21 protein-coding genes and 4 pseudogenes are annotated in these 23,962 nt (G+C 52.6%); 15 read left to right on the top strand and 10 right to left on the bottom strand.

The genetic code is table 11. From position 1 onward, the window contains the following. Window positions 1-352: 352 nt before the first annotated feature. Entirely contained in the window at window positions 353-514 is a 162-nt protein-coding gene (locus tag QN370_RS17375) for a hypothetical protein (protein ID WP_322129356.1), read from the bottom strand. 909 nt (window positions 515-1,423) lie between these two features. Here QN370_RS17375 and QN370_RS17370 point away from each other — a divergent pair. The 3 genes and pseudogenes from QN370_RS17370 to QN370_RS17360 all read left to right on the top strand — a co-directional run. Beyond that, on the top strand, window positions 1,424-2,095 hold the full coding sequence (locus QN370_RS17370; protein ID WP_322129355.1) for a hypothetical protein: 672 nt from the start codon (window positions 1,424-1,426) through the stop codon (window positions 2,093-2,095). Between the two features lie 474 nt (window positions 2,096-2,569). Further along, window positions 2,570-2,743 carry a stability determinant gene (locus tag QN370_RS17365; protein WP_323581759.1) on the top strand — a complete coding sequence of 58 codons (174 nt, stop codon included), beginning with the start codon at window positions 2,570-2,572 and terminating at the stop codon, window positions 2,741-2,743. 35 nt (window positions 2,744-2,778) lie between these two features. Then, a pseudogene (locus tag QN370_RS17360) lies at window positions 2,779-2,958 on the top strand (type II toxin-antitoxin system RelE/ParE family toxin); the annotation flags it as partial. Between the two features lie 626 nt (window positions 2,959-3,584). Here the strand turns inward: QN370_RS17360 and QN370_RS17355 are convergent. After that, window positions 3,585-4,954 (bottom strand): annotated as a pseudogene (locus QN370_RS17355) (transposase). A gap of 146 nt (window positions 4,955-5,100) precedes the next feature. Here QN370_RS17355 and QN370_RS20740 point away from each other — a divergent pair. Next, a complete protein-coding gene (locus QN370_RS20740) occupies window positions 5,101-5,289 on the top strand; it encodes a J domain-containing protein (RefSeq protein WP_083823003.1) in 189 nt (62 codons plus the stop codon). A 74-nt stretch (window positions 5,290-5,363) separates the two neighbouring features. Here QN370_RS20740 and QN370_RS17350 read toward each other — a convergent pair whose 3' ends face one another. The 4 genes from QN370_RS17350 to QN370_RS17335 all read right to left on the bottom strand — a co-directional run bounded on the left by QN370_RS17350 (window position 5,364) and on the right by QN370_RS17335 (window position 9,020). Beyond that, the gene (locus QN370_RS17350) at window positions 5,364-5,675 is read right to left on the bottom strand and encodes a hypothetical protein (protein WP_322129354.1); all 312 of its coding nucleotides are present in this window, start codon (window positions 5,673-5,675) and stop codon (window positions 5,364-5,366) included. Window positions 5,676-5,862: 187 nt separating this feature from the next. Then, window positions 5,863-6,792 (bottom strand): 3-keto-5-aminohexanoate cleavage protein, encoded by a 930-nt coding sequence (locus QN370_RS17345; protein ID WP_009665797.1) that lies wholly within the window; start codon window positions 6,790-6,792, stop codon window positions 5,863-5,865. Window positions 6,793-6,817: 25 nt separating this feature from the next. Next, a complete protein-coding gene (locus QN370_RS17340) occupies window positions 6,818-8,152 on the bottom strand; it encodes an MFS transporter (protein WP_416172195.1) in 1,335 nt (444 codons plus the stop codon). An 85-nt stretch (window positions 8,153-8,237) separates the two neighbouring features. Beyond that, entirely contained in the window at window positions 8,238-9,020 is a 783-nt protein-coding gene (locus QN370_RS17335) for an SDR family oxidoreductase (RefSeq protein WP_322129353.1), read from the bottom strand. A 257-nt stretch (window positions 9,021-9,277) separates the two neighbouring features. Between QN370_RS17335 and QN370_RS17330 the strand changes: the two genes are divergently transcribed. Both QN370_RS17330 and QN370_RS17325 read left to right on the top strand, forming a co-directional pair. Next, a complete protein-coding gene (locus QN370_RS17330; RefSeq protein ID WP_009665793.1) occupies window positions 9,278-9,991 on the top strand; it encodes a GntR family transcriptional regulator in 714 nt (237 codons plus the stop codon). Window positions 9,992-10,067: 76 nt separating this feature from the next. Beyond that, window positions 10,068-11,075 (top strand): IS5 family transposase, encoded by a 1,008-nt coding sequence (locus tag QN370_RS17325; protein ID WP_322129352.1) that lies wholly within the window; start codon window positions 10,068-10,070, stop codon window positions 11,073-11,075. A 1,190-nt stretch (window positions 11,076-12,265) separates the two neighbouring features. On the opposite strand, the gene QN370_RS20735 is transcribed toward QN370_RS17325, so the two are convergent. From QN370_RS20735 to QN370_RS17315, 3 genes are all read right to left on the bottom strand, one after another. Then, window positions 12,266-12,463, bottom strand: coding sequence for a transposase (locus tag QN370_RS20735; protein ID WP_416172196.1), 198 nt, complete (start codon window positions 12,461-12,463; stop codon window positions 12,266-12,268). 791 nt (window positions 12,464-13,254) lie between these two features. Further along, on the bottom strand, window positions 13,255-14,235 hold the full coding sequence (locus QN370_RS17320; protein ID WP_322129351.1) for a ParB/RepB/Spo0J family partition protein: 981 nt from the start codon (window positions 14,233-14,235) through the stop codon (window positions 13,255-13,257). 1 nt (window position 14,236) lies between these two features. Then, window positions 14,237-15,424: a ParA family protein gene (locus tag QN370_RS17315; RefSeq protein WP_322129350.1), complete on the bottom strand. Its 1,188-nt coding sequence runs from the start codon at window positions 15,422-15,424 to the stop codon at window positions 14,237-14,239. A 494-nt stretch (window positions 15,425-15,918) separates the two neighbouring features. Between QN370_RS17315 and QN370_RS17310 the strand changes: the two genes are divergently transcribed. The 3 genes from QN370_RS17310 to QN370_RS17305 all read left to right on the top strand — a co-directional run bounded on the left by QN370_RS17310 (window position 15,919) and on the right by QN370_RS17305 (window position 19,264). Beyond that, entirely contained in the window at window positions 15,919-17,196 is a 1,278-nt protein-coding gene (locus tag QN370_RS17310) for a replication initiation protein (RefSeq protein WP_322129349.1), read from the top strand. 1,403 nt (window positions 17,197-18,599) lie between these two features. Next, the gene (locus QN370_RS20730; protein ID WP_416172194.1) at window positions 18,600-18,842 is read left to right on the top strand and encodes a type II toxin-antitoxin system RelE/ParE family toxin; all 243 of its coding nucleotides are present in this window, start codon (window positions 18,600-18,602) and stop codon (window positions 18,840-18,842) included. 134 nt (window positions 18,843-18,976) lie between these two features. Continuing rightward, window positions 18,977-19,264, top strand: a complete 288-nt coding sequence (locus tag QN370_RS17305) for a hypothetical protein (RefSeq protein ID WP_322129348.1) — start codon at window positions 18,977-18,979, stop codon at window positions 19,262-19,264. Between the two features lie 470 nt (window positions 19,265-19,734). On the opposite strand, the gene QN370_RS17300 is transcribed toward QN370_RS17305, so the two are convergent. After that, window positions 19,735-20,010, bottom strand: a complete 276-nt coding sequence (locus QN370_RS17300; RefSeq protein ID WP_322129347.1) for a hypothetical protein — start codon at window positions 20,008-20,010, stop codon at window positions 19,735-19,737. Window positions 20,011-20,012: 2 nt separating this feature from the next. Between QN370_RS17300 and QN370_RS17295 the strand changes: the two genes are divergently transcribed. From QN370_RS17295 to QN370_RS17275, 6 genes and pseudogenes are all read left to right on the top strand, one after another. Next, window positions 20,013-22,124 (top strand): phage integrase family protein, encoded by a 2,112-nt coding sequence (locus QN370_RS17295; protein WP_322129346.1) that lies wholly within the window; start codon window positions 20,013-20,015, stop codon window positions 22,122-22,124. A 235-nt stretch (window positions 22,125-22,359) separates the two neighbouring features. Beyond that, window positions 22,360-22,655, top strand: a pseudogene (locus tag QN370_RS20725) (type II toxin-antitoxin system RelE/ParE family toxin). Window positions 22,656-22,658: 3 nt separating this feature from the next. Further along, a complete protein-coding gene (locus QN370_RS17290) occupies window positions 22,659-22,964 on the top strand; it encodes an addiction module antidote protein (protein WP_322129345.1) in 306 nt (101 codons plus the stop codon). An 81-nt stretch (window positions 22,965-23,045) separates the two neighbouring features. Further along, window positions 23,046-23,258: pseudogene (locus QN370_RS20720) on the top strand (addiction module antidote protein); the annotation flags it as partial. 76 nt (window positions 23,259-23,334) lie between these two features. After that, complete coding sequence (locus QN370_RS17280; RefSeq protein ID WP_322129344.1) at window positions 23,335-23,508, top strand: hypothetical protein; 174 nt, start codon at window positions 23,335-23,337, stop codon at window positions 23,506-23,508. Between the two features lie 18 nt (window positions 23,509-23,526). Beyond that, window positions 23,527-23,691: a hypothetical protein gene (locus QN370_RS17275; protein ID WP_323581758.1), complete on the top strand. Its 165-nt coding sequence runs from the start codon at window positions 23,527-23,529 to the stop codon at window positions 23,689-23,691. The last annotated feature ends 271 nt before the right edge of the window (window positions 23,692-23,962 follow it).

Here is a 23,962-nt window from a genome sequence, read left to right as displayed (position 1 = left end):
CAAAGGCAAGGTCAAAGGCTGAGCAATTCACCGCGCAAATTTTCGCCATCCACGGACTGGCGAAAAACACGACTCTCGAACTCGCCAGTAACTGGCTCGATCGCTCGCTCGGTCATCGCTTCTTTGGAGAAATCAGCATGTCGGCATCAAGCAAGTCGGGCGCAGATTCTTCGCATATAAATATATAGAGAGATGCGATTGTCCGATTCGGCCGCGATCTACCGCCAGGACACGCGTCGAATCAGCTTCGTTTATCCGCATATAGATATATAGAGACTGTTGATGCGCGATCGCAGAATCGGGAGAAGGGAGCAGATCACCATATAAATATATAGAGAGAATGCGCGATCAATCAATCAGGAATATCCAACGGCAACGGCAACGGCAACGGCAACGGCAACGGCGTCACGATCGACCCATCAATGTCGAAGGTGGAACCCGTCCAGACAGATTCCACACCCTTGAAGCCTCGCACTCGCCAGTAACTGGCTCGTGCGCTTGTCGGATCGCCCATAGGGATATTCCAACGTCAAAAGCCCGCCGCATATAAATATATAGAGAGATCATCATGCCAATTCACACACCCAAGGGAGGCCCACAAGGCACCCCGGCGTGCAAACTATCAAGCGGAAAATTGAAAATCCAAACGTCAACTACGGATGCGAATCCAAGAATACTCAGCTCCGATGCAAGGGTGCATCTGCACATGAAATCCTTCACTCGCTGGTAACCGGCTCCTTCACTCAATCGACGCAGGGATTTTCCTAGCCCCGACATCGGCGTAATCATCAAGTGCAATCGCAACCAGATCAATCAATCAAGTCGACGATCCGTGCGGCCGACCGTAATCAAAACGGAAAATTGAGACAGCAACCCCGAACGTAAATGCAGCAATACGTAGCTACGATGCAGAGTGCATCTACGCATGGAATCCTTCACTCGCCGGTAACCGGCTCCTTCACTCAATCGACTCAGGGATTTTCCTACGGCAATCCCCAGGCTTATCCTGCAGGGGCCCGGCAATATCCCACGCGATAATCACCTCGATCAATATACAAGAGCGATGAATCCTTATTGTGGAAATCCAAACTGCAAAACCTTGATACCCATTCATCCTTACTTTGACAAATCGTTTCAGTAGAAACGCTCCCGTCATGGAATTACTCACTCGCCAGTAAATGGCTCCTGATCTCGTTCAACAGATGGATTTCTCTATTTCATTTGCCATGGAATTCTTGGATTTACCATCAGGAAGGCAGTAGATATTTCAATTGTTAAAGTTATTCTGCTGAAAGATCGGACAAGTAATTGCTACGAAACGCATTGAAACGCAATGAAACACAATGAAACGCACGATAAATAGGATCGTTATATATTTAGGCAGTGCAATTTTAAAAGCTAAATGTAGATGTAAAATATAGAAATGGATAAAATACTTTCGCAAAATAATGGCGCCAATAGCGCGAAGCCAATACTCAACAAATACATGCTGAAATCAATCCAAGATTCAGCGCAAGCACTGATCGCTGAAATTCACGAAATTGATTATCTGTTATTAACGTACAAGCGCGAATTGGTAAGAGCACAGGTCCCGATTAATTGCGCACTAGTCCTTAATTTTTTACCGACAAAAAACGCTAACAACTTCGGCGACAACGAACCAGTGATGGCACGTTTCATTCGGAAAAATGATGGATCGTGGATGATTCGCGAATTACGAGTAAAATCCGGCGAATTACACCTGGCACGAGTCGTCGGGAAGAGCGGATCACCGCTTGAACAAGACGGGATCGTCAGAGACTTGCTGAAGGAAATCGATAAATTGCTTCAAGCGAGAAAAACCATCGTCGCTTTATGTCGGCCAATTCGACAAACTGCAAACGGCATCCTCAAAGGTGCAGAAAAAACGCGCCGTATCGCCACAGAAAAAGTTGATAAACTCTCCGAAAAAATTCACACCGACTGGAGCAATCCAAGCGCAAGCACTATCGCAGCAACACAAAGACAGGATGCGAAAGAGGCAAGAGCGAAGAGAAAAACAAACAAAAAACTAATCGCAACCGGCGAAAGTGTCCTAGTACCTGCCTCATGGTAATCGTAATAAAGCCAGCGTAGAAGTCTTCCAAAAAAACTTTTTACCTGCAAAACCAGGGTTAAAAACCACCGCAAACCACCGTTGAGATGTTCGCCGCGTCCTGATAAGGCGCGGGAATTCGAACATCGGAACTACAGATATCGTGTTGCCCAGAGCCCGCTTTAGCGGGTGTGTCGGTAGAGCCGGCCCGGTAGGGCTTGCTCCGCGCACGGGTACATTCGCGTCCGCGGGGCAACTCGTAGCCCGGCACAGGCACGATATCTGGCCTACATACCGCCAAAAAACCTCGGTTTTTACGGCAATTTCATCACGGCTTCATCGCAAAAACGCCTCCACTGCAGAAACTGTTTTATTAAAACGGCACACACCGCCTTAGAGCTTTGAATTGCAGCCGAAAAACGAGGGGGTTTCAGCGGCTTCTACGACGGTAGAAACTGGTGTAACCTTAAATACATGAATATCGTCCTCTCTTAAATCGTTTCGGAATTTGAAACAGAAGCGCAAGCGACCAGCTACGACCTCTGGTTTCCCGCCCGGGTGCAAGCCTCGCTAGATGATCCGCGCCCCAGCATTCCGCATGACCAAGTCATGGCGGAAATGGACGGGATCATTGCCGAAGTTGAAAAGCACAGCAGTCGACAGACGTAATGCTCCCGGTTTTCTGACGTGCATCAGCACGCGCAAACCTTGCCTCTATCATCCACTTCATCGCCAACAATAGTCCACCTGTGGCCCGCCGCATGCGTGGACTGATCGAGACATCCGTACTGCCAGTAGCTGAGCATCCGTACTTGTACCGCTCTGGCCGAGTTTCAGGAACACGCGAAATCATCGCCCATCCGAACTACATCGTGGTCTACTAAATAACCGCTGAACGTATCGAAGTCGTGAGCGTATTGCACGACCGACAAGAGTATCCACCGCATCAATAAAGTGGCTTAGGCATATACCTTGCTCTTACCAAGAGTTGGTCGCGGTTTGACGTAGTCGCCGTGCAGTGAAACTGTGACCTCGCTGCGTCAGTACGAACCTTGGGTTGGCAACAGAATTCGGAAAAAAATAGCACCCTAAGACATTCGTAAAAAAATGTTGCCCAGGATCAGAGCTATTGTCCGTAAACAGTGAAACGGCTTGGTCGGGGTCGGCGATACCAGCGCCGGTAGTCCGATCGAACTGACCGACTATGCTGACGCCATGGTACTGGTGGCGCGATTGGACAATATACTAAACGTTCACCTCGATACTGAGAACTTAGCGTGCTAAATTGACCGAATTCTGTGTTCTTCCCTACATGGGTAAGAAAAAGCCTCCTGCTGCCGCTAACGCTAACGGCGAGGCGAGATCCGACGGTTGGCGAAATCGAGAGGCTTCTAGCAGCCTGTCGGGCTTGAGCAAACAAAGCACTGCCAACACCTGATACTGCTTAATAAACATGCAGAAGTATTCAAATATAGCTGCTTTTTACGATTTTCCTGCTAGATTTCCTTGCTTACCCACATTCTGGACGGAGTTTGGCCATCCGTTTCACATTCCACGCCAGACAAACCAGCTGCCATTCGCCACGCACTTTTTTCAAGCCACGTAACGAGAATTGGCGAAATCCCATCACCGATTTGATGATGCCGAAGACCGGTTCGACGGTTTGCTTGCGTAAGGTATAGAGCGCTCGTCCCGCTTTGGTCTTCAGACGATGTCGCATTTTCTCTGTCGGGCTGGCATTGTCTGGCAATGGCGCCGGTTCGCTGTGGCGCTCACGCCAGTGAGGATGGTGCGCGTCTCGCACTACCGTGATAAGTGGTTCCAGCCCTGCTTTCTCGCATGCCAGGATGTTCTTTTCACTGCAGAATCCAGTATCGGCAATCAGGCACGTCACCTCGCCCAGTCTCTGGGACCGCGCCGCCAGGATGGTCAACATGGGTTCAACCTACTCCTTGTCGTTGGTCGCTTGAGTGACCTGCGTGGCAATGACCAGCATCGTTGCCGCGTCCACGCCCGCTCGTGCGTTGTAGGCTTGTTCGAAGCCACAGCCAGCCGTCGGCATGATGCGGGATTCTTCGTCGGTCAGATTGATTTGGTCGCTGTCTTTCGGACCCGCCTCCGGCGGCTTGAGCGGCTTGCGGTTCGACTTCTTGTCGCTGTCTTTTTCCTTGGCGGCACGCTGCGTCATCTTCTCGTCGTACTCTGCTTTTCCGCGTTCATTGCTCTCTTGGGCACGTGCGGCAATCTTGCGCCTGGCTTCGGCCATGACCGCCAGCCGATCTTCCCGTCGCTTGATTTCCTCGGGTAGGCTCATGCCATCCGGTACATCTGCTTGATCTGCCTTCTCGGCCAAAGCCAGCAGTTCTTGCACTTCTGCTTTGAGCTGGACTTCCAGCTTCTCGATGTGGCCATGTGAGAGCGCGCTATGGCGTGAGGCGTTTGCGTGCATCTTGGTGCCATCAAGACAGACCGTGCCCAGCTTTAGCAATTTCATTTCCTGCGCCAGCGCCAGCACCTGTACAAACAGGGCTTCCAGCTCGCTGAGGAAGCGGCGCCGGAACGCGGCCAAGGTGTCGTGATCAGGATGGCTGCCGGCGCTAAGCTAATGTAGCGAAACGCCACCGAGTCATAGGTGATGCGTTCCTGTTTGTGGCTGGAGAATACGCCGCTGGCGTAGCCATACACCAGGATCGGGAGCATCGTGGCGGGGTGGTAGACCTTCGAGCCCCGCCCAGCATACTGCCGTGTGAGAGTCGAGATATCCAGTTGATCAACTACTTCGAAAACTAACCGTGCCAGATAATCTTCGGACAGCCAATCATCGAGTGATGGCGGCAATAGGTAATCGGTCTTGCGATCAGTAAGGATGAAATTCGCCATCGTGAAAAGTGCTGGCTTAGACAGCTAGAATTTTCCCACGACGAGTCGTGTCATGGGTTGAAGCCTGACAAACTGCTAGAAGCCAGCAAAACCAACGAGCCCAGGACAAGCCATTTTCGGAAAACCAATCTCAAGCCTGGTACGAAGTGCTTTCCGTTTCACGAAGCGCGAGCCTCGATGAAGTCAAAACGGCTTACCGATCGCTTATCCGTCAGTACCATCCTGACAAAGTAGCCACCTTGGGTCAGGAACTTCGGGAGCTCGCGGAACGGAAGTCGAAGGTTATCAATCAAGCTTATAGCGATGCCTTGCTAGCTGTGGGGAATCGTAAATGAACTATCTTCCGTGCCCTTTTCTGGCTGAAGTTTCGTTGTGATCGGCTCACACTAAAACTCCACAGAAGCCCCATTTACTCTGGTTCAAGGAACTGTGCTTGACCGTTACTGCGTAACGTCGATGTTGTCACATCAAACTCGCCATTGTAGTAATCGGCCTGCCCGTTGAGATATATCGAGACCCAGTCGACGGTTTCGTTCTCAGCATCGATCAGCAGTTTCTCAAGTAGTCCTCGCTGCGTTACGCCGTAACACTTAGCAAGACGTTCTAGAGCCTTTTTCGCATGTAGGCTAACCAATTGGTTGATGCGCTCACAGTTACCGTCTTCGTCATGCAGATGACGCTTGCGGTATGCAGATTGGCGTTTTGCATTGCTGGTGACCATAGGTGGGCTCTCCTTGATGACATTATTTCGTACGTGCTGATTACGTTACGCAGTAACGTAATCAGCATACGCCGATCAGTCAAGGATGCCGCATCAATTGCATCAGGAACGGTGACACAAATTTGACCTTGCTGCGCAAGCGTTCGAATCCTTACTTACGCGGGGTTGTCGCTTAAACTCGTTACCTTTAGAACGCCACTTTATCGCCGCCCTTGAGCGCCAGTATCGTACGTGCCTCCGCCGGAGTTGCCACCTCCAGTGACAGCGATTCAAGGATCGCGCGAATGCGTGCTACCTGGGATGCATTGCTATCGGCCAAGCGGCCCGGACCGTCCCACAGTGAATCCTCAAGCCCGACACGTACGTTGGCTCCCATGGCTGCGCCCATCGTTGCCAGTGGTATCTGGTTGCGGCCCGCGCCCAGGATTGACCAGTGGTAAGCATTACCGAACAGCCGGTCTGCGGTGCGCCTCATGTGCATCAAATCCTCAGGGTGCGCGCCTATTCCGCCTAGCAAACCGAACACGCTTTGTACCAAAAACGGCGTTTGCACTAGTCCCCGGTCAAGAAAGTGCGCCAAGTTGTACAGATGTGAAATGTCATAGCACTCGAACTCGAAACGGGTGCCGTTTTCTCCACAATTACGCAGCACGTATTCGATGTCGCTGAAGGTGTTCTTGAAAACTAAATCGCGGCTTTTCTCCAAATGTTCGCGTTCCCATGGATGAGTAAATTCATGGAATCGATCGAGCATCGGGTACAGCCCGAAATTCATCGAACCCATGTTGAGTGATGCCAGCTCCGGTTGAAAGCTCAAGGCTGGTTGCAATCGTTCCTGTACTGTCATGTGCGGACTGCCGCCGGTCGTGATGTTGATGATGGCATCAGTCTCGCTTTTAATGCGTGGCAGGAAACGGGAAAAGACTTCTGGGTCCTGAGTCGGACGTCCGGTATCGGGATCGCGCGCATGCAGATGGACGATCGCGGCACCGGCTCGTGCTGCGCCAATTGCCGCTTCAGCGATCTGATCCGGGGTCACCGGCAAATGTGGTGACATCGATGGGGTGTGGATCGCGCCGGTAACGGCACAAGTAATGATGACTTTTTTGGTCGACATGGTGTCTCCTTTTATATGGATGAATTCAGATTTCTTTGGTGATTTTTTCTTGTCCCTGGCGTAGCCGCGTGCTTACCAGCGCTGCAAGTACTAGCATGGCGGCAATGATCAGCAAGCCATTTGTCGTGCTGCCAGTCGCTTGCTCGATCGAACCCATCGCCGAGGGTCCAAGGAAACCGCCCAGCAAGCCGCAGGTATTGACCAGAGCCAGTCCGCTAGCCAAGCCAGCTCCGGCCAGCCGTGACGAGGGGTATAGAAAAATGATGGCCTGGACCACGAAGAACATCGATGCGGTGAGCGAAAATCCGACCAGCGCCAGTACCGGTCCGGACGATGCAGCGATAAGCAGACCTCCGGCCATGATGACTAGACCGACACCCAACATGCGACGACAGCGCTGCGGATTGCTGGCAAAACGGGGCAACGTGGCGGTGCCAGTGGCTGCGGCGATCCATGGCACTGAAGTGAGCAACCCGATCTCCAGCGGCGTCAGTTTGCCGTAAGTGCCAATGATGCCTGGCAAGAAAAAAATTACCGTATAGATCGCAATCTGATGACAAAAATAGACAAAAATGGCAAGCCATATCTGGCGATCTTTGATGCACTCTCGTAACGAATGCCCGACCTGACCACTCTGGTTTTCCTCAGCACGTTCCAAAGCCAATCGCTTTTCGAGCGTCTGCGCGTCAGCTGTCGACAGCCAGGGAGCAGATAACGGGCCATCCGGCAATTTCTTCCAAACGACCCAGGTCAGCGCCAAAGTCGGCAAACCTTCAATAATGAATAGCCATTGCCAGCCGTGTAAGCCAAAAAGACCGTTCATTTCCAGCAGCGCTCCACCAAGCGGTCCGCTGATTACGTTGGCGATGCAAACGCCGAGAAGGAAATAACCAGTAGCACGGGCCCGCTCTTCGCGGCCGAACCAGTAAGTCAGGTATAGCATCACGCCAGGAAACAACCCGGCCTCGGCGACACCGAGCAGCATGCGCATCACGTAGAACGAAGTCTCGCCCTGCACGAATGCCATGCCGGTCGATAACAGGCCCCAAGTAATCATGATGCGCGTTATCCAGAATCGGGCACCGACCTTACGCATGATCAGGTTGCTCGGAATTTCCATCAGCGCATAGGTCAGAAAAAATAAGCCGGCGCCCAAGCCGTAGGAGGCCGCAGAGATGCCTAGATCGATCTCAATATGTGTTTTCGCCAATGCAATGTTGGTACGATCGAGAAAACTGATGACATATGCCATCACTAACAGCGGCATCAGCTTGCGAAAGATTCGCCGGGTCATCTGGTCCGTGGCGATTGCCGTGGCCGGTGCCGTGCTGCGGTAAGGCTCTGCATTTACAACTGACATGTTGGTTTCTCCTCTAATGGTGTGTAGGCCGACCACGAGTTCTATGCTCGTTCTTAATGGGTCTTGTTAGTGCGACAGACTTAAGTCATAAAGTTTCGACGTTGCCACACACCGAAATCGCCTGACCAGAAATCGCGCTGCCGGCAGGCGAACACAGGAACAACACGCTGGCGGCTACTTCCTCTTGCGTCACCATCCGTCGCAGTGAGATTTTTTCAAGATAACGCTGCCGCATCTCGTCGTGGTTGATGCCTGCTTGCGCTGCGCTGGCAGCAATGACACGCTCCATGCGCGGCCCCTCGACGATGCCCGGCTGCACTGCGTTGACACGAATATTGTCTGGACCGAGTTCGATCGCAAGGCTCTTGGCCAAACCGACCAAAGCCCATTTAGTGGATGAATACGGTGCACGAAACGCATACCCAAGTCGTCCGGCAACCGACGATATAAACACGATGGAGCCACCGTCCTTACCTGCGCGGAGCAACGGCACCGCTTGTTGCACGAAATAAAAGTGGCTATTAAGGTTGATTGATACGGTTTGTTCCCAGTGCGCAACGTCGATGTCTTCGACGGCACCAGTTGGGCCGGAAATTCCTGCATTGTTGATCAGCACATCAAGCCCGCCCAAGTTGGCTTGCACGTCTTCAAATACGCGCTTCACACCAGCGAGGTCAGACACATCGGCATGAGTCCCTTTGATGACGCTATCTAGCGCAGCGATTGCGCTTGCATCAACGTCACATACGTGTACACGGGCACCTGCTTCGACAAATGCCCGCGAGATCGTAAGTCCTATGCCCGACGCGCCGCCTGTTACCAAAACCCGCAAACCTGAGCGCGGCACCATTGATGTCAGTACATTCATCGTTTTGTTCCTTTATGAGTTCATCGATATCAATCAGCACTAAACCGTGTGTGATTCGTGATGTGTTATGTGTTATGTGTGATCACAGTAATTGAAAGATATCCCACAGTTTTTCGTATGTCAAGACACGCGTCGGCGGCACTTTTTCTTGTTCCTGAGAGCTAGTTCTCATTGACGCGTATAAATGCCAGCCACGTAGTACCCACTATCCTGCACAATATTGGGATCACAAATAACACTTGTTATACACTCCGCCCATGTCCCTATCTGAACTAGTTCCACCGAAAAAACGCCTGACGATCAGTGCTGATGTCTATGAACAGTTCAAGGAATTGTTGATGACCGGACGCATGATGCCGGGCGAGCAATTGTCGCTGCGCACGGTCGCTGCAGCGCTCGGAGTCAGCGTGATGCCAGTGCGAGAAGCAATGCAACGACTGGTAGCAGAGCAAGCGCTGGAACTGTCACCCAACAGGGCGATGCGCGTGCCAACGATGACAGTTAGTCAATTTCGTGAAATCACCAGCATTCGTATCAATCTCGAAGGGGTGGCGACCGAACGCGCAGCGAAATCGCTAAGCGAAGCCGAACTGCGCCGCATCGTGCAATTAAATGAAGATTTTTTCGAGGAAATGGCAAGCGCCAGCCCAAATGGAGCACGTCTGATTACGCTGAACAAGGAATTTCACTTCGCGGTGTATGAAGGATCTCGGATGCCGATGTTATTGCAGTTGATCAAGGCTCTTTGGGTACGCATCGGCCCGATTTTAAATCACGACTTGCGGGCCGGCTCGGCCCGCATTAACGAACGGGTGGCGGTAAGTCATCATTCACAGTTGGTCGATGCCCTGAGACGACGCGATAGCGAAGCCGCGCGCATTGCGCTGCAGGGCGATATCGACAGTGCTGCTCAGTTCATCATTTCAGCCCACGTTCTAGTGATCGCCGATTCCACCAATCAGTCGACCTAACAGGGGCGTTGGTGCACTTCGAACCCGAGAAACGGTCGATGATACGATGCTGATCGATTTTTGCTGAGTGTTCCCGATGCCAAACAAGCACAACACCGACCGCCGTCATCACATTGCGAAGATGAAGTTCAAGGTTCAGAACTGGCCGGAATATGAAGCGGGACTACGGCGGCGTAACAGCCTGACATCGTGGATTGAAGATGCGGCACTGGCCCAGTGGCAAAGCGTTGGGCCACGTGGGCAGGCACGCTATCAGGGCATCGCCATCGAGACGTGCTTAATGCTGCGTGCAGCCTTCAAGATGGCGCTGCGACAAACAGAAGGTTCGATGGCGTCGGTGCTGACGTTGATGAACCTGACGATCTCTGCCCCGGATCACACGACGGTCAGTCGCCGATCTGTCAGGTTGCCGATCATGAAATCAGCGCCGGCCCCAAAGGGACCGCTGCATGTGTTGATTGACAGTACAGGTCTGGAAGTCTTCGGAGCAGGCCAATGGCTGGTAGCAAAACATGGCGCGAAGTCGCGCCGGACGTGGCGCAAGCTGCATCTCGCGGTCGATGCCGACAGTGGCATGATCGTCGCCCAAGTGCTCACCGACCAGCACATGGACGACGCGTCGCAGGTGGGGCCACTGCTGACGCAGATCGAAGAAGAAATAGAAAAAGTCATCGCCGATGGTGCCTACGATGGCGCACCCACCTACCAGGCGATCGCACAACGTGGCGCCGATATTAAGGTGGTGATTCCGCCACGAAAAACCGCCGTTTCCGCTACGGAATCACGTTCGCCAAATCAGCGTGACCGGCATCTTGACTTGATCAATACAGAGGGTCGGTTGGCTTGGCAAAAAGCGACTGGCTATGGGCAGCGTGCCCTGGTCGAGACAACCATGGGCCGCTACAAATCCTTGATTGGTCCGCGCCTGCGTGCGCGAGGGTTTGCGGCGCAACAAACCGAGGCTGCCATCGGGGTCGCTGTGTTAAATCGCATGCTGGCCGCCGCACGCCCAAACTCCGTTCGCAGTCAAAAAATGGCAGCATGGTCGTGCATGGGTTGGGGGGACTGTCGTTTTCTGATTTGAAGTGCACCAACGCCACGATGAACGCCAAAAAGTGAGGTCCCATAGTTCATCGAGGTGGTGTCCTGATCGATCTGATCGGGGGCTTGTGTGATTTGTTCAAGAATCAGGTTTGGACGTGGCCCGAACCTCACGCCACTCGGCAGCCGTCATATTCCCACGTTAGCTCGCAGAGCCACCGCATTGATGGACAGTCGCAGTTATTATCAGCTTTGATCAACGAATTACAGACTAATGCGACTAGATGCAGGTCAGGCCGGATTGGAAAGCAGATTGCTACAGATCCTATTGCCTGTCATGCAGAAAATTTCGCCCTATGATTCGACAAACAGGGATTGGTATAAACCAATCCCTGTCCCCTACCCTACGTTACGCGATTGAAACTCGACATGTTGCGAACTGTCGACGGTTGATGAACGCGGCAAGTGCTTCTAAGCGTGAGTTAGCGATTGTGCTGGCAAAGGTATGAATTACTTGAGTTTTGCATCATTTAATTCAGCAGTACAAACCTCACTAAATCGCGGTTTACGTACATCTAGCAATTCAACACGCACCTCCAATATTCGTGTTGGCTTATTGGCCACCAGGTCTGTTCAATAGGTTCAACACCCAGCGTTTCGCTTAGCTTCCTGTTTTGTTGAGGATAAAACTCGGTCAAAACACTTCGCTCCTTGCCTTCCAGTTGCATGCTTAGCGATGTAATATGGTGCATCAATACACCCTCACATCGACGATGCGATACAGACCGTTGACGGTTGCAACAGCGCTCACGTAGTTTTTTCTGATAGGCTTAAACATGACTTTTCTCCTGATAAAAGCTGTTAATAAGAACAGCCGCAGGCGCTACGTTTAATCCGCGCTAGGGACTAAACGTTGTTTAGTCCCCCGGCTATCAAAAAGGCGCTGAAATACGTTTTCAGCGCTTTGGTTATAGATATTCGTTTTAACTGTGCGCTGGCACACCAAACAAAATTACAACTTTCCTTTGTTGCTCATCAAAGTTAAGTCAAATAAACAGTAACGAACGATCACTCTCTATCCGCCCCTTCAGCAACACACCAATGCAGTGTGTGACTTTGATTTGCCAGATTCAGGATGGTGCCGTCTCCAGTCAGCCGGGTTACCGAATCAGCGTTCGTGACTTGATTAACAGTCTCGCGTAGTTCATACGCATCGGCATCCATCTCTTCGGTTTACTGGTATGCGCCAAAAACATCAAGGCCTGCGCTGACAACCAACACGGTCAGCGATCCCTTTGCTGTTGACGTTAATTTCATAATTGGTAACGCCCCCGCTCGGCGGCTGACCGCCGTGTAGTCCGATGTAGAGAGCGTCAGACTTATGGATGTTAGTCCCGCCACGATTACACATTCCGATTGTCGTACGGCGATTTTGAATGGTAGTGCAAGGCCTTATACCTCTACATGTCGTTATCCTAGTTTGGCTCGGGTTGACGCGTCCTGACGTTTTGCTATTTAGCTAGCGCAGCACCTCCAATTATCAAAGACAGACTGCTATGCAGCAACAGTTACGCTTATTATTCCGGTCGGTTTTGAACCTTAGGCTTGGTCTTTAAACTGTGATGACGACACAGTGCGATGTGCTCGCATGGCAGGATGCAAAACCAGAGAGTATCGATTAGCCTCGTATCGCGAGCCGTTTTTCTGGCGTTGGGAGCACCCTTACCAACGAAAGATGAGGAAATTGTTTTAACTTCAATCAATACGCATTTGTCAATTCCACCGAATAACTCTCTAAAAAAATCCGTTCGGACTTTTTTGTATTTTTATATCAATGACTTATAAATCAAGAAATCGACCAGGATGACTCGCATTGCATATCCGTGTTTTTTAGTGGGATTGCGCCGCAATTCCCTGACCATAAATAAACTTGAAAAGCCGTCGATCGTCTTGAACAAATAACTAAATTTTGTGTTCGAAGACAACGTCCACTAACTCGAACGCTCCATGAACTGACTGAAGCACCTTGCTTGCGATAAATGATGCAATTTTGTGCTGCTCGTGAGGGGGCTATTTATTGAACTAAAAAACCAGGCACCAGACAACTAATCGCAATTTTCATCACTATTCTTCGCCGTCCACTTAGTGTCTTCTTCCTTCAAATGGACTATACGTTTTTTATAAGTCGTTGATTATAATGGGGTTGATAGTATCAACTCGTCTTACTTCTCTTTTTTTGCGTCCGCCAAAGCTTGTAATACCGCACGAATCGCCGTCTGGGTAACCGCGGCATCTTCTGCCGAAGAAAACACCAGTCGCAACACCTTGTCAGCTTGAAGCACATCACAAAACGTATTTTTTCCAGAACGGATCCGTAGCGGTTCGGATGCTTTTGCTTTTGATTTAACCGCAGCATCCAGGCGTGCAAATTTCACCGCCCGTGTTTGATCAAACTCGCCGGCGGCAAGACGACGCACTGCATCTGTAACTTGAACCGCCCTACCCTGCTCACTAAGCTTAGCGAGATCTTGTGCTGCATTAGCACCGACGAGGTGCGGATGCGTGCGCAAGATATCAATAGTCTCAGCAGGCAAATTGCTAAAACTCATCAGCTGTGTAATGGTTGACTTGGACACACCGGCGTTCGCGGCGATCTCTACACGTGTGAGTGTTGGATGACGTTCCTCGATGTGACAAAATCCCAGATACTTTTCGAAGTCAGGCAAATCTGACTGAAGCAAATTCGCATAGAACGCATTGAGTTCCGCCTGATCGTCATCTGCTTCAATAACGACAGCAAGAATCCGGTCGCGACCCAATTCCCGAAATGCCTGCACACGGTTATGACCGGACACAATCTCGTAGCCGCCAGCGGGACGACTTCGTACCGTCACGGGAGTAACGAGCGGATTAGTTCTCAGGTTGCTGACGAGCTCGGTAAATTGATCATCGGTAAGTTTCCTGCGCCGCCCTGCTTTCTCGTGCAAGTCGTCAAGCGGCAATTCGCTAGGAACGGCTGCTTGTAATCGCTCCTGCAATTGTTTGTTTTCGTCGAGAGCTTGAGCGTACTTTCCTTGCAGGTTCATTAACTGCCCCGGTGCCGTTCGAGGTTCGCTGCGCACAGCTGCTTGTTGCTGCGGTTCGTCATCATCAAGATTGATCAAAGCAGCCTTGTTCGCTTGCCGTTCTTTAATAGATGCCATTTCACTTTTCCTTTGTCGGTGTATCGCCAATGCCCCATAGCAGACAGCTTTTGCTATCTACAATATCGACCAGTCGATCGTATGGTCCGCAGATCCGTTCATAAGCATTGGTGCTGCCTTGATAATTGGGCATATCGTAGATCGTCGCGAATTCGGCGGAGGTAGTCATAGCCAACGATGTTTCAGGAATCTCGACGGGCAAGACATGATCTCCGTATGTTTTGATAATCCAGTCCCGCACCATTTGTGCCGATGACTTGGCTGGCATCCGGGTAATCAGGATATCGATGTAATCAAATACTTTCTGTTTTGGACCTTTGGAAATATCTTTGAGTCCATTGACTAGATCGGAAAAAAGAGTCCAGAATTGCACCATCGATGCAAATGATAGTGTGTCCGGTACCACGGGAACAATGATCGAGTCTGCAGCGAAGAGGGCGTTAATTGTCAGATACGACAGTGTTGGTGCTGAATCGATAATGACATAGTCATACATCGGGAGGAGGGGAATCAAGCCATTTCGCAGTACATTCCAGAACTGAAAACTTGGATCCTCGCTATGTACCTTTGCCGGCAGGATGAACTCGGCATTAAACAGGTCCGTTGAACTTGGAATCAGATCGACACCAGTCCAATAGGTCTGCATTGGGGCAAAAGTCAGGTCTGGTTGTGAGTTATCAATCAGAGGCAGTACTGTTTGGTCCGCTTCGACCTCGGCATGCGGATTAATGCCAAAAAACGTGGTGGTCGAACCTTGCGGGTCGAGATCGATGATCAAGACTTTACGCGCATGGCGCAGCGCGAGTCCTTGGGCCAGAATCATGGATGTCGTCGTCTTTGTAACTCCGCCCTTGAAGTTAGCTACGGCAATCACTTTGCCTAATTGTCCCTGTGGGCGCTGTTGGTCTTTACCAATCGTGCCTTTAACCCAGGCAATCGATTCTTCAAGAGTAAATGTACGCTGGCGTCCTTTACCTGACTGGAATCCTTGTGGAAAATCTTTTCCAAGCAAGTAGTTCATTCGTGTTTTATCAATCCCGCAGATGCTTTGTAACTTGCCGCTCGTAAATGTAGGTGATTGTTTTCGGGGGAATGGCTGTAACATCGAATCGCGGATTTTTTTTAACATCCGCCCTGACCGTTCTGCCAGCGCATTAAGTTCGTCGCCACTGACGACGACCGGTTTCATGTTCAATTCCATATGACTCCAGTGTGTGCAAAACATGCTAAAAATAAATAATTCAACCTATTTCATCCTAAGCAATTGTATAGGTTGAACCCACGCTATACCAGTGCATATCTAAGATAGAACCCCCAAAAAACCTCACCGTAACCAAGTTGTCGTCGTTATGCAGGCTGTTTTATCTCCAGGTATCGTTTCAGTAAAGAATCATGACAAAAACTCACTGTGTGCATTGAGTGTTTATTAAAGATGTAAACACTTAAACTAATTGAATTGCTCAAACATGGCTTACAGCTTGAAGTTTCAGAGAGTTAGGTGATTTTTTTTGGGGGTCCAGGTGAGGTTTTTTGGGGGTGATGGTCGCTGAGGTGAGGTTTTTTGGGGGTGACTGGTGAGTGGATATGGGGGTTGTACGGCCTCAGGTGAGGGTTTTTGGGGGTTGTGCAGTTAAGTGAATTATTCGTGGCGTTATTTTCCACTTCTCATGTACATTATTGGTCATGGACTCCCCTGACACCACAAACGCTGCAGTGCGACGACCGAATGAAACAATCGCGATCAACCCTACACGGGGCAAGATCACGCTTGGGACGCGTCGGCTATTCAATTTGCTGCTGTATTTTTCGCAACAGGATGGTATCAAGGACACCTACAGCAGGTCGATTACCGAAGTCATGGCCTATGTGACGACGTCAAAGGATTCCGAGTGGCTCAAGAATTGTTTCCGGCAGATGCAGGAAACAGCAATCGAATGGAATAACAAGGACGGCAAGGTTGAGGAGTGGGGAATTAGCGGCCTGATTTCCGAGGCTCGTGTTATCACTGCCGGTCACGCGACCACTATTGCCTGGTCACTGCCGAACATCATTCGTGAACGGTTGATGGATCCGCGTTTTTATACGAAGCTGACATTGGAAATTCACAGCAAGCTCACGACTGGAGCGAGTATTGCGCTTTACGAGATCTGCTCGCGTTATTTGACTAATCCGACCAAAGTGACGAATCGGGAAGCTTGGGAATGGTGGCAACCGCGATTGACGGGAAATTCCAAGCGCGACGCCAAAGAGTACAAATATTTTGCACGAGAGACATTGCGTCCGGCAATTGCCGAAGTCAATCTGGTCAGCGACATCATCGTTGAGTTAATCGAGCACAAGAATGGACGCCGGATTGAATCGCTCCAGTTCAAGGTGACGAAAAAAGTCGCTCCGGCACTGGAACGCGAAGCGGTCAAGCCTTTCGATGGTGAACTTCTCGAATCGATCATCCGCCTTGGTATTAGCCAGCAAGAGGCACGATCACTGTATGCCGACCATGACTTGAAACTGGTCATGAAGACGGTGGCTCTGACAGAACAGCGGGCACTCGCCCCGAATCTCGCTCCATTGAAATCCAAGGCGGCGTTTTTCAAAAAGGCCCTGAGCGGTGAATATGCCAAAGCTGCTCCGGTAGCCGTTACCGTCGTGCCCATGACTGCTTTACCGGCACCGGTACTCTCGCCGCAAGAGCGGAAAGTTCAGGTGGGTGCCCAAATTGCCGCCAAGCGTATTCAGGATGCACTGCGGTTGTGGGAAGAGCAGGGCGGTGAAGACCAAATGGCGTTATTGCGCGAGTTCCGGGACCAGAGCACGGTGGATGGCTATCGCAAGGATATTACAAGGCGTGGCTTGGCGTGCATGGTCTCGATTGCGTTGCGCACGGCGTTTTGTCAGTGGTATGCCGACAAGACCTGGGGTGCGGTGACGGACCAGGAAATGATTGATTTTCTGGTCGGATGAAAAAAGTGCCACCAGAAAAGGGGACCAGGTTCATTCCTGCAAGGGAAGGCACGTCAGGTTCAAGACTGGACGCACAGGAAATGTTGCTGCGGTCATTCGGTATCACTTGCAAGACAGACAATGGCGATTGCCAGATCTTAAAACTGAGCGTAACAGCAGAGGGTGATGTTATCCATGACAGGAGCAGCGATGAAACCAACTGATACCGAAGACATCTGCCAGACAAATTCGGATGAAAGGCAAGCGCTATGGAGGGCCGAACTGCCACGTATTTCGCAGGGGTATTGGCGTCACTCTCCCGTCGGCCTGCCGATACCCGGATTCCTCGCTGAACATGACCTGTGTATCGGGGCCGTTCAAAAGCTTGTACGGACGCGGTTCCTGACGGACCATACGTGCTTGCGCTACGGGATATTTGCATTGGAACTGGAGCACCGATCGCAGCCGATCAGGACGCAAGTACGACTTACGGCCGTCATTCGGCGCATTGTGGCCGCAGACTATGACATGCAACCCGCCCAACAGTTTTCTGACGCGTTTGCCATGGCGTGGGACTCCCATCAATCGAGGGGCCGCACAATGCTGGCCAGGAGGTCGGAAAACAGCAGGGCAGGGCAGGGGCGCATGAGTGATCGGCGTCAGCATGAGGGGGTACCACTGGAGTTGCTACGATATCCGGCTGGTTTTCAGGCGAACATGGTCATTATTCGACGTTTGCTAGCGATAGCGTAGATTATTTCCAAATCAAGGACCGGGAAAGGTTGGTTTCGCGTCGTCCAAGCTCAAATATTTGCATTGAAAACCAGATGGCGATCAAACAGTCAGTGCGGTGACCTCGATTCAATACGGCCCGATCTGCAACCAGCAGGTTTTTCGACAAGAATTCATTGCAACCAGCGCATGCATCGACCAGACATGCCGGCGAAGGACCCTGCATTCATCCACACCGATCTGAATTTCAATGGCGTACTCTCGGCAAGAACAGCAATTGAAATAGTCCAGAATCATTGAAAGACAGGGTGTTGAAATAAGTTTTTTGGCTAACTTAATGTTGCTCTAACTACCTTTTCGCCGAGCAAAGTAGGCGGTGTGAACGTACTCCGGGGGAGGGCGCTGTAAGCGCCGTCATGGCGTCGCTCTGTTTTCTAGTTATCTCATTTGCGTGACAATCACATAAATCTGCGTAATTTTCCCAACTGGGGTTACACGCCGGAAACCTCGATTTTTTTGTGGGGTGCGTAAAGCCCGCACTGATGGGGATAAGCGCCAAACGCCAAACGTTAGTCACCGGAAATCATGATCTAGGTCGGTCACAAAACTGAACTGGAAACAGTATCGGTTTAAACGAAGAAGCTGAAACTGGATCTGCCGAGTCCTACGATAAAATTTCCGAGGGTTCCGGCGTGGAGCCCCATACTCGGCAACAGTGGGGGGCAGAGCAGGCCAATTGTTATATCGACATCTTGATAACGGCCTTTGCCGAATTGGCGGCGTCGCCCAAGATCGCCCCGGCATGCGACCTCATCCGACCGGGCTATCGTCGCCGAAATAGTGAGCGGCACATGATTTACTTTCAGATCACGACTTATGGCATCGCAGTCGTTCGTATCTTGCATGACCGTATGGATGCGCCACGCCACCTGTGATCCCCTCAAGGCGTAACGGGCATCAACATTGCTGATGCAATTGATTGATGCGGCGTGATTGACTATTTGGCGCATTCTGCCAAGTTACTGCGTAACGTAGCCACTACGTGAAGATGTCATCGAGGACGATACCTATGGTCACCAGCAATGCAAGCCGTCAATCCGCTTACCGCAAGCGTCATCTGCAGGACGAAGAGGGCCACTGTGAGCGCATCAACCAGGTGGTCAGCCTGCACGCCAAACGGGCACTGGAGCGTTTTGCAAAGTGTTACGGCGTAACGCAGCGAGCACTGCTTGAGCGATTGCTAGTCGACGCCGAGACGGAAACCGTCAACGGCGTCTTGCTCTATCCGAACGGGCAGGCCGAGTATTACGACGGCAAGTTTGGTGCGACGACATCATCGTTACGCAGTAATGGCTAAGTGTAGTCTTTTGTGCCGGAATGAGTCATCTCATGGCGAGGTAACCACCTATGATTGATACTGCTGACACGCTGACACGCTGACACGCTGACGCAGTCGCTGGACGTGATGTCTGACAACCCGCTGTGGCGTAGTTTCGTCACAGATACGCGTGTCTATACGGTGCTGTTAAGTCGTGATCTGTTTGGCACGTGGGTACTCTGCCAAGCCTGGGGCAGACGTGTCAGTGAGCGTGGTGGCGGTAAAAGTACCGTGGTGCCGAATGTTGCTGCGGGGCTGGCGGTCATTGAGGTGATTACGCGACGCCGGCAGCAGCGGGGTTATCGGCTGCGCGGGTAGGTATCTCGGCGTGGTTTTGCAGTGATAGTTGCGTGAACGTGCTTCCCGTTTTTGTTGTCAAGATGTTTCTGATCCGCGCCTCGTATAAATGATAAGTCTAATTATCATTCATAAGAGAAAAGCCGGTAGAATTAAGGCATCCAGGCACCACCCGTCCGTAACCCGCGCCAGGCAACGGCTTGCGGGCAGGGCAGGGAACATGCCGGCACGCTGCTGATCGACCATATCGCGCCCACAACATCACCGATAAAGCCCATGTCACTCACCACCATCCAACAGATTCCTCGCTCTGCCATCTCTCCGAACATCGGCCACAACGCGTCGGTGGCGTGGTGGAATGAGGTCGCGACAGCAAGTCGGCCAGTGATCGCCGCTGCGGCCACGCGGCTGCGAGACGCGGCGCACATCCATGCGTGATCCGGCCACTGCAATGACCACCCCGGCCGATGCCAGCGCGGGCCTGCCGCCGGTAGATCCTTCGCCTGCACTGGTGCTGCAGCGGGTACAACCGGTCTCGCGCCGGCTGCACATCGGTCATTTTGCGTTCATGCGCGCGCTCATCGAAGGACTGGATACGCGCGCGAGCTGGCACCGCTATCTGCGCATCGAGGGCGACCATCGCGATACCAGTTCGGTGCGCCGTACCATCGCCTGGATGCGCGACGCCTTCGCTGCTGCCGCGCGCCGTCATCAGCGCCCCGGCACCGCACGCCTGGTGCTGCTCGATCTTTCCAGGATAGGAGATAGCGAGCCGGAGCTGCCCAGCCTGGACGACTTTGTTGTGGAGCGGGGTATCGAGGACTTCTCGCAAGCCGAGCAGCTCGAGGCGTACGCGGCAGTACACGGCGACGCGTCCACGCGCCGCAATCGCCGCACGGCGCTGCTCTACAAGCAGCTTGATGCGTTGCGCTGGCTGGAACAGCTGGTGGCGCAGCCACCGGAATCCAGTGATCCGATCGCGGCCTGGTTCAATCCCGAACAGGCAGGCTATCTGCAGCAGGCGGGTCTGTTCACGCTGCGCGAGCTGGTCGCGCACATCAATGGCATCGGCCTACGCTGGTCCACTTCTATTGCCTGGATTGGTCCGGTCAAGGCTGCGCGCATCATGGACTGGTTACGCGCCCATGAGGACAGTCTCGGTGTGCGCATCGGCCATCACGTGCTGGTCAAGCGCTCGGCATTGTTTGCGCACGAGCTGGCCCGTATTGTGCCGCGTGCGACAGCAATCGTGCCGATCGACAAGCTGATTGTCCCGGAAGAACTCAACGGCGCCAACGGCGTCTATCGGGCGCCGAAAGCACTGTGCATGATGCGCGCCCAGAACGACCACGAGGCGCTTCTCCTGTGGATCAAGACGCGGCGCGGCATCTCGATGGAGGCCCGGCGCGAATTGCAGAAAAAACGCGGTATCGACCCGCAGGCACCCGAGTTGCACCTGGACTGGTTGCAGTATCTGTCGCACACCCAGCGCGCCTACCTGAAGGAAGCCGAACGTTTCATGTTGTGGGCCATCGTCCAGCATAAAAAACCGTTGTCGTCGATGTCGCTGGAAGATTGCGCAGCGTACCGGCAATTCCTGGCCGATCCGTCGCCACACGATCGCTGGTGCGCACCGCGCAGCCGGCAAAAATGGAGCGCACTGTGGCGGCCCTTCGAGGGGCCGTTGTCGCCCAGTGCGCAGCACAGTGCGATCACTATTCTGAAAAGTTTTTATACGTTTCTGGTCGACCAGTGCTACGTGATCGGCAATCCGTGGAACGGCGTGATCATTCCGACGCCCACGCGGGTGGGCGTCAATCGCGGCCGCAGTTTCAGTCAGGCACAGTGGCAGTTCATCGAGGAGCAGGCCGGACAATTGGGCGAGAGCTCGGTCGACCAGCGCCTGCGTTTCGTGCTGGCGTTTTACTATGCCACCGGGGTGCGGCTGGTCGAGGGCGTACAAGCCCGGGTCGACGACTTGCAGTGGGTGTCGTATCCGTCACCGGACGGCGGGGAGGCCGTCGAAGGATGGGAATTGACGGTACTCGGCAAGGGCAATAAAGAACGGATCGTCAACGTACCCATCGAGGTCGTAGGAACGCTGTCGCGCTACCTGGCCTCACGCGCACTGGACCGGGATCCGCTGCACGAGCGCAATCGCGGCGCGTATCTGATCGGCCAGGCCATCGATGTGGCGGCGCAGGCGCCGTGGTCAAGCCGGGCGGGGCGCATCGTGGACAATAAGGAGGGGGTCAGCAGCGGCACCGTCTACGGCCAGCTAAAAACATTTTTTGCAGAGTGCGCGGCCGTGATGATGGCCACCGATACGAGAGACGCGATGCGGTTCGCTCAGGCCAGTACCCACTGGCTGCGTCACACGCACGGCACGCATGCCGTTGCGGCGGGCATGCCATTGGATATCGTGCAGCAGAATCTGGGGCATGCGTCACTGGATACGACGACTGGCTACACCACCAGCGAGGAGCGCCGGCGCATGCTGGCGTCGCAACGGTTTTGGGAGGGAAAGCGCACGGAGGGGTAGTAATTTTAGTAGCGAGTGTTGGCGTCGACGAGTTTTTGACCTTGGGCGCCGACGTCGACTGACCCACCCGGGCCTTTGGTAAGCCCTGCTGCGTCTGCCTCTGCGCCAGTTCGGGTGGGTCAGTGAAAATTGGTCGGGTGGTCAAAAACGCGTCGGTGCCAACACATTCCCACATCATCCTCAAATTACATTTATTCTTGACTAAGTGTAATCGTTCGATTACATTCTAGACATGATCTACACGGTAAAACGCCTCGAAGAGTTCTCTGACTGGCTCAAGTGCCTCAAAGATGGACTGACCCGACAACGGCTTATCAAGCGCTTGCGCAAGGTTCAGCTTGGTAACTTGGGCGACATACAGTCCGTAGGTGAAGGAGTGTATGAAATGCGCGAACACTCGGACCCGGCTGGCGCATGTACTACGTCCAGAGTGGTGACACTATCATCGTGATGCTCGACGGTGGCAACAAGTCAACGCAACAAGCCGACATTAATAGGGCTCTTGATTTGGCAAAATCTTTGGAGGATTGAATTATGACCAAGAAAATTAAGGTTTCCGAACTCCCTGAGTTCGATGCAGCCGAGTACCTAAACAGCGAAGACGCTGTCGCAGCGTATCTCACCACCGTTCTTGAAGAAAACGATTCGGCGCTACTGGCCACCGCACTCGGCGATATTGCCCGTTCACGGGGTATGACACAGGTTGCGAGGGATTCGGGCATTACACGGGAAGCGCTGTACAAAGCACTTCGGCCGGGAAGTGAACCACGTTTCGATACCGTCAGCCGTGTCTGTGCTGCGCTCGGGGTGCGTTTAGTGGCACAGTCCATCCATGGCTGACGAAAGACAAAGGAAGTGTAATAACCTAAGTAATTTATTGCTAAAGTAGCACTGAGAACGGATTTGGCTTCTTACGAAGCAATGGCAACCTTCGTGGCTGAAGCATTCGAAACGAACGAAGCCGGTTGCATCGCACATGCACTTGGCGTTGTCGCTGGTGCAAAGGGTATGGCGCAAATTGCCGGGTAAACCGGCCTTTCCCGCGAACGGCTTTACCGTTCCTTCAGTGAGAACGGCAACCCAACCCTGAAAACCACCCTCGCAGTAATGAAGGCACTTGGCCTCGATTTGACCGCCAAGATTCACGCTTGTGATGGCCTAGTTTTGATGGACACTTCAAGAGAGGGACACACAGTCCCGAAAGGATGTCATGAAAAATAAACTATCGTCCGTTAGTGTGACGGAACCGTCTGGAGCGGTCGTCACGAGGCAGCCACCTACGGTGATCGCAAAAGAATTCAAGCTGGCGACCTTGGCGCGCATGCGTGCCGGTCTGCAAAATCCGACCGCATTGGCGCTGGAGCTGGGGATTCGACGCAACTAGCTCTACAAATGAGCGAAGGTGTTCGATACCAGGGACGACGTTGATAGTTTCAACGGGCCTGGGCGCTTACCCGTGACGCAGGAAGGCGAACTGATTCGCTTGCGTCGCACATTGAAAAAAACCGAGGAGGAGCTGGCCATCCTAAAAAAGTTCGATGCGTACTTAACTCGCCGCAAGCTGTGAAGTACGCATTCATCGAACAACTCCGACCGCAGTACGGTCTGGCGGCTCTGTGTCGTGTCGTCGGTATCAGCAGGAGTAGCTATTACGCAGCCACCCGGCGCGGACCGAGCTTACACAGCACCGGGGATCTGGCCTTGCGCATTCATCTGCGGCGTCTGCACGCAGCGCACCGCCACGCCCCGGGTGCCGTCAAGGGTAAGCGCCTCACGAGCAACGTCTTGACCAATTTTGCTTCGTAGTAAATGCAGGATTTAGCGCGAAGCGGTGCCAA

The organism is Actimicrobium sp. CCI2.3 (assembly GCF_035019065.1).
In the GTDB taxonomy this organism is placed as follows: domain Bacteria; phylum Pseudomonadota; class Gammaproteobacteria; order Burkholderiales; family Burkholderiaceae_D; genus Actimicrobium.
Note: the sequence above shows the minus strand (reverse complement) of the source record. Positions and strands in the feature narration are given on the sequence as shown.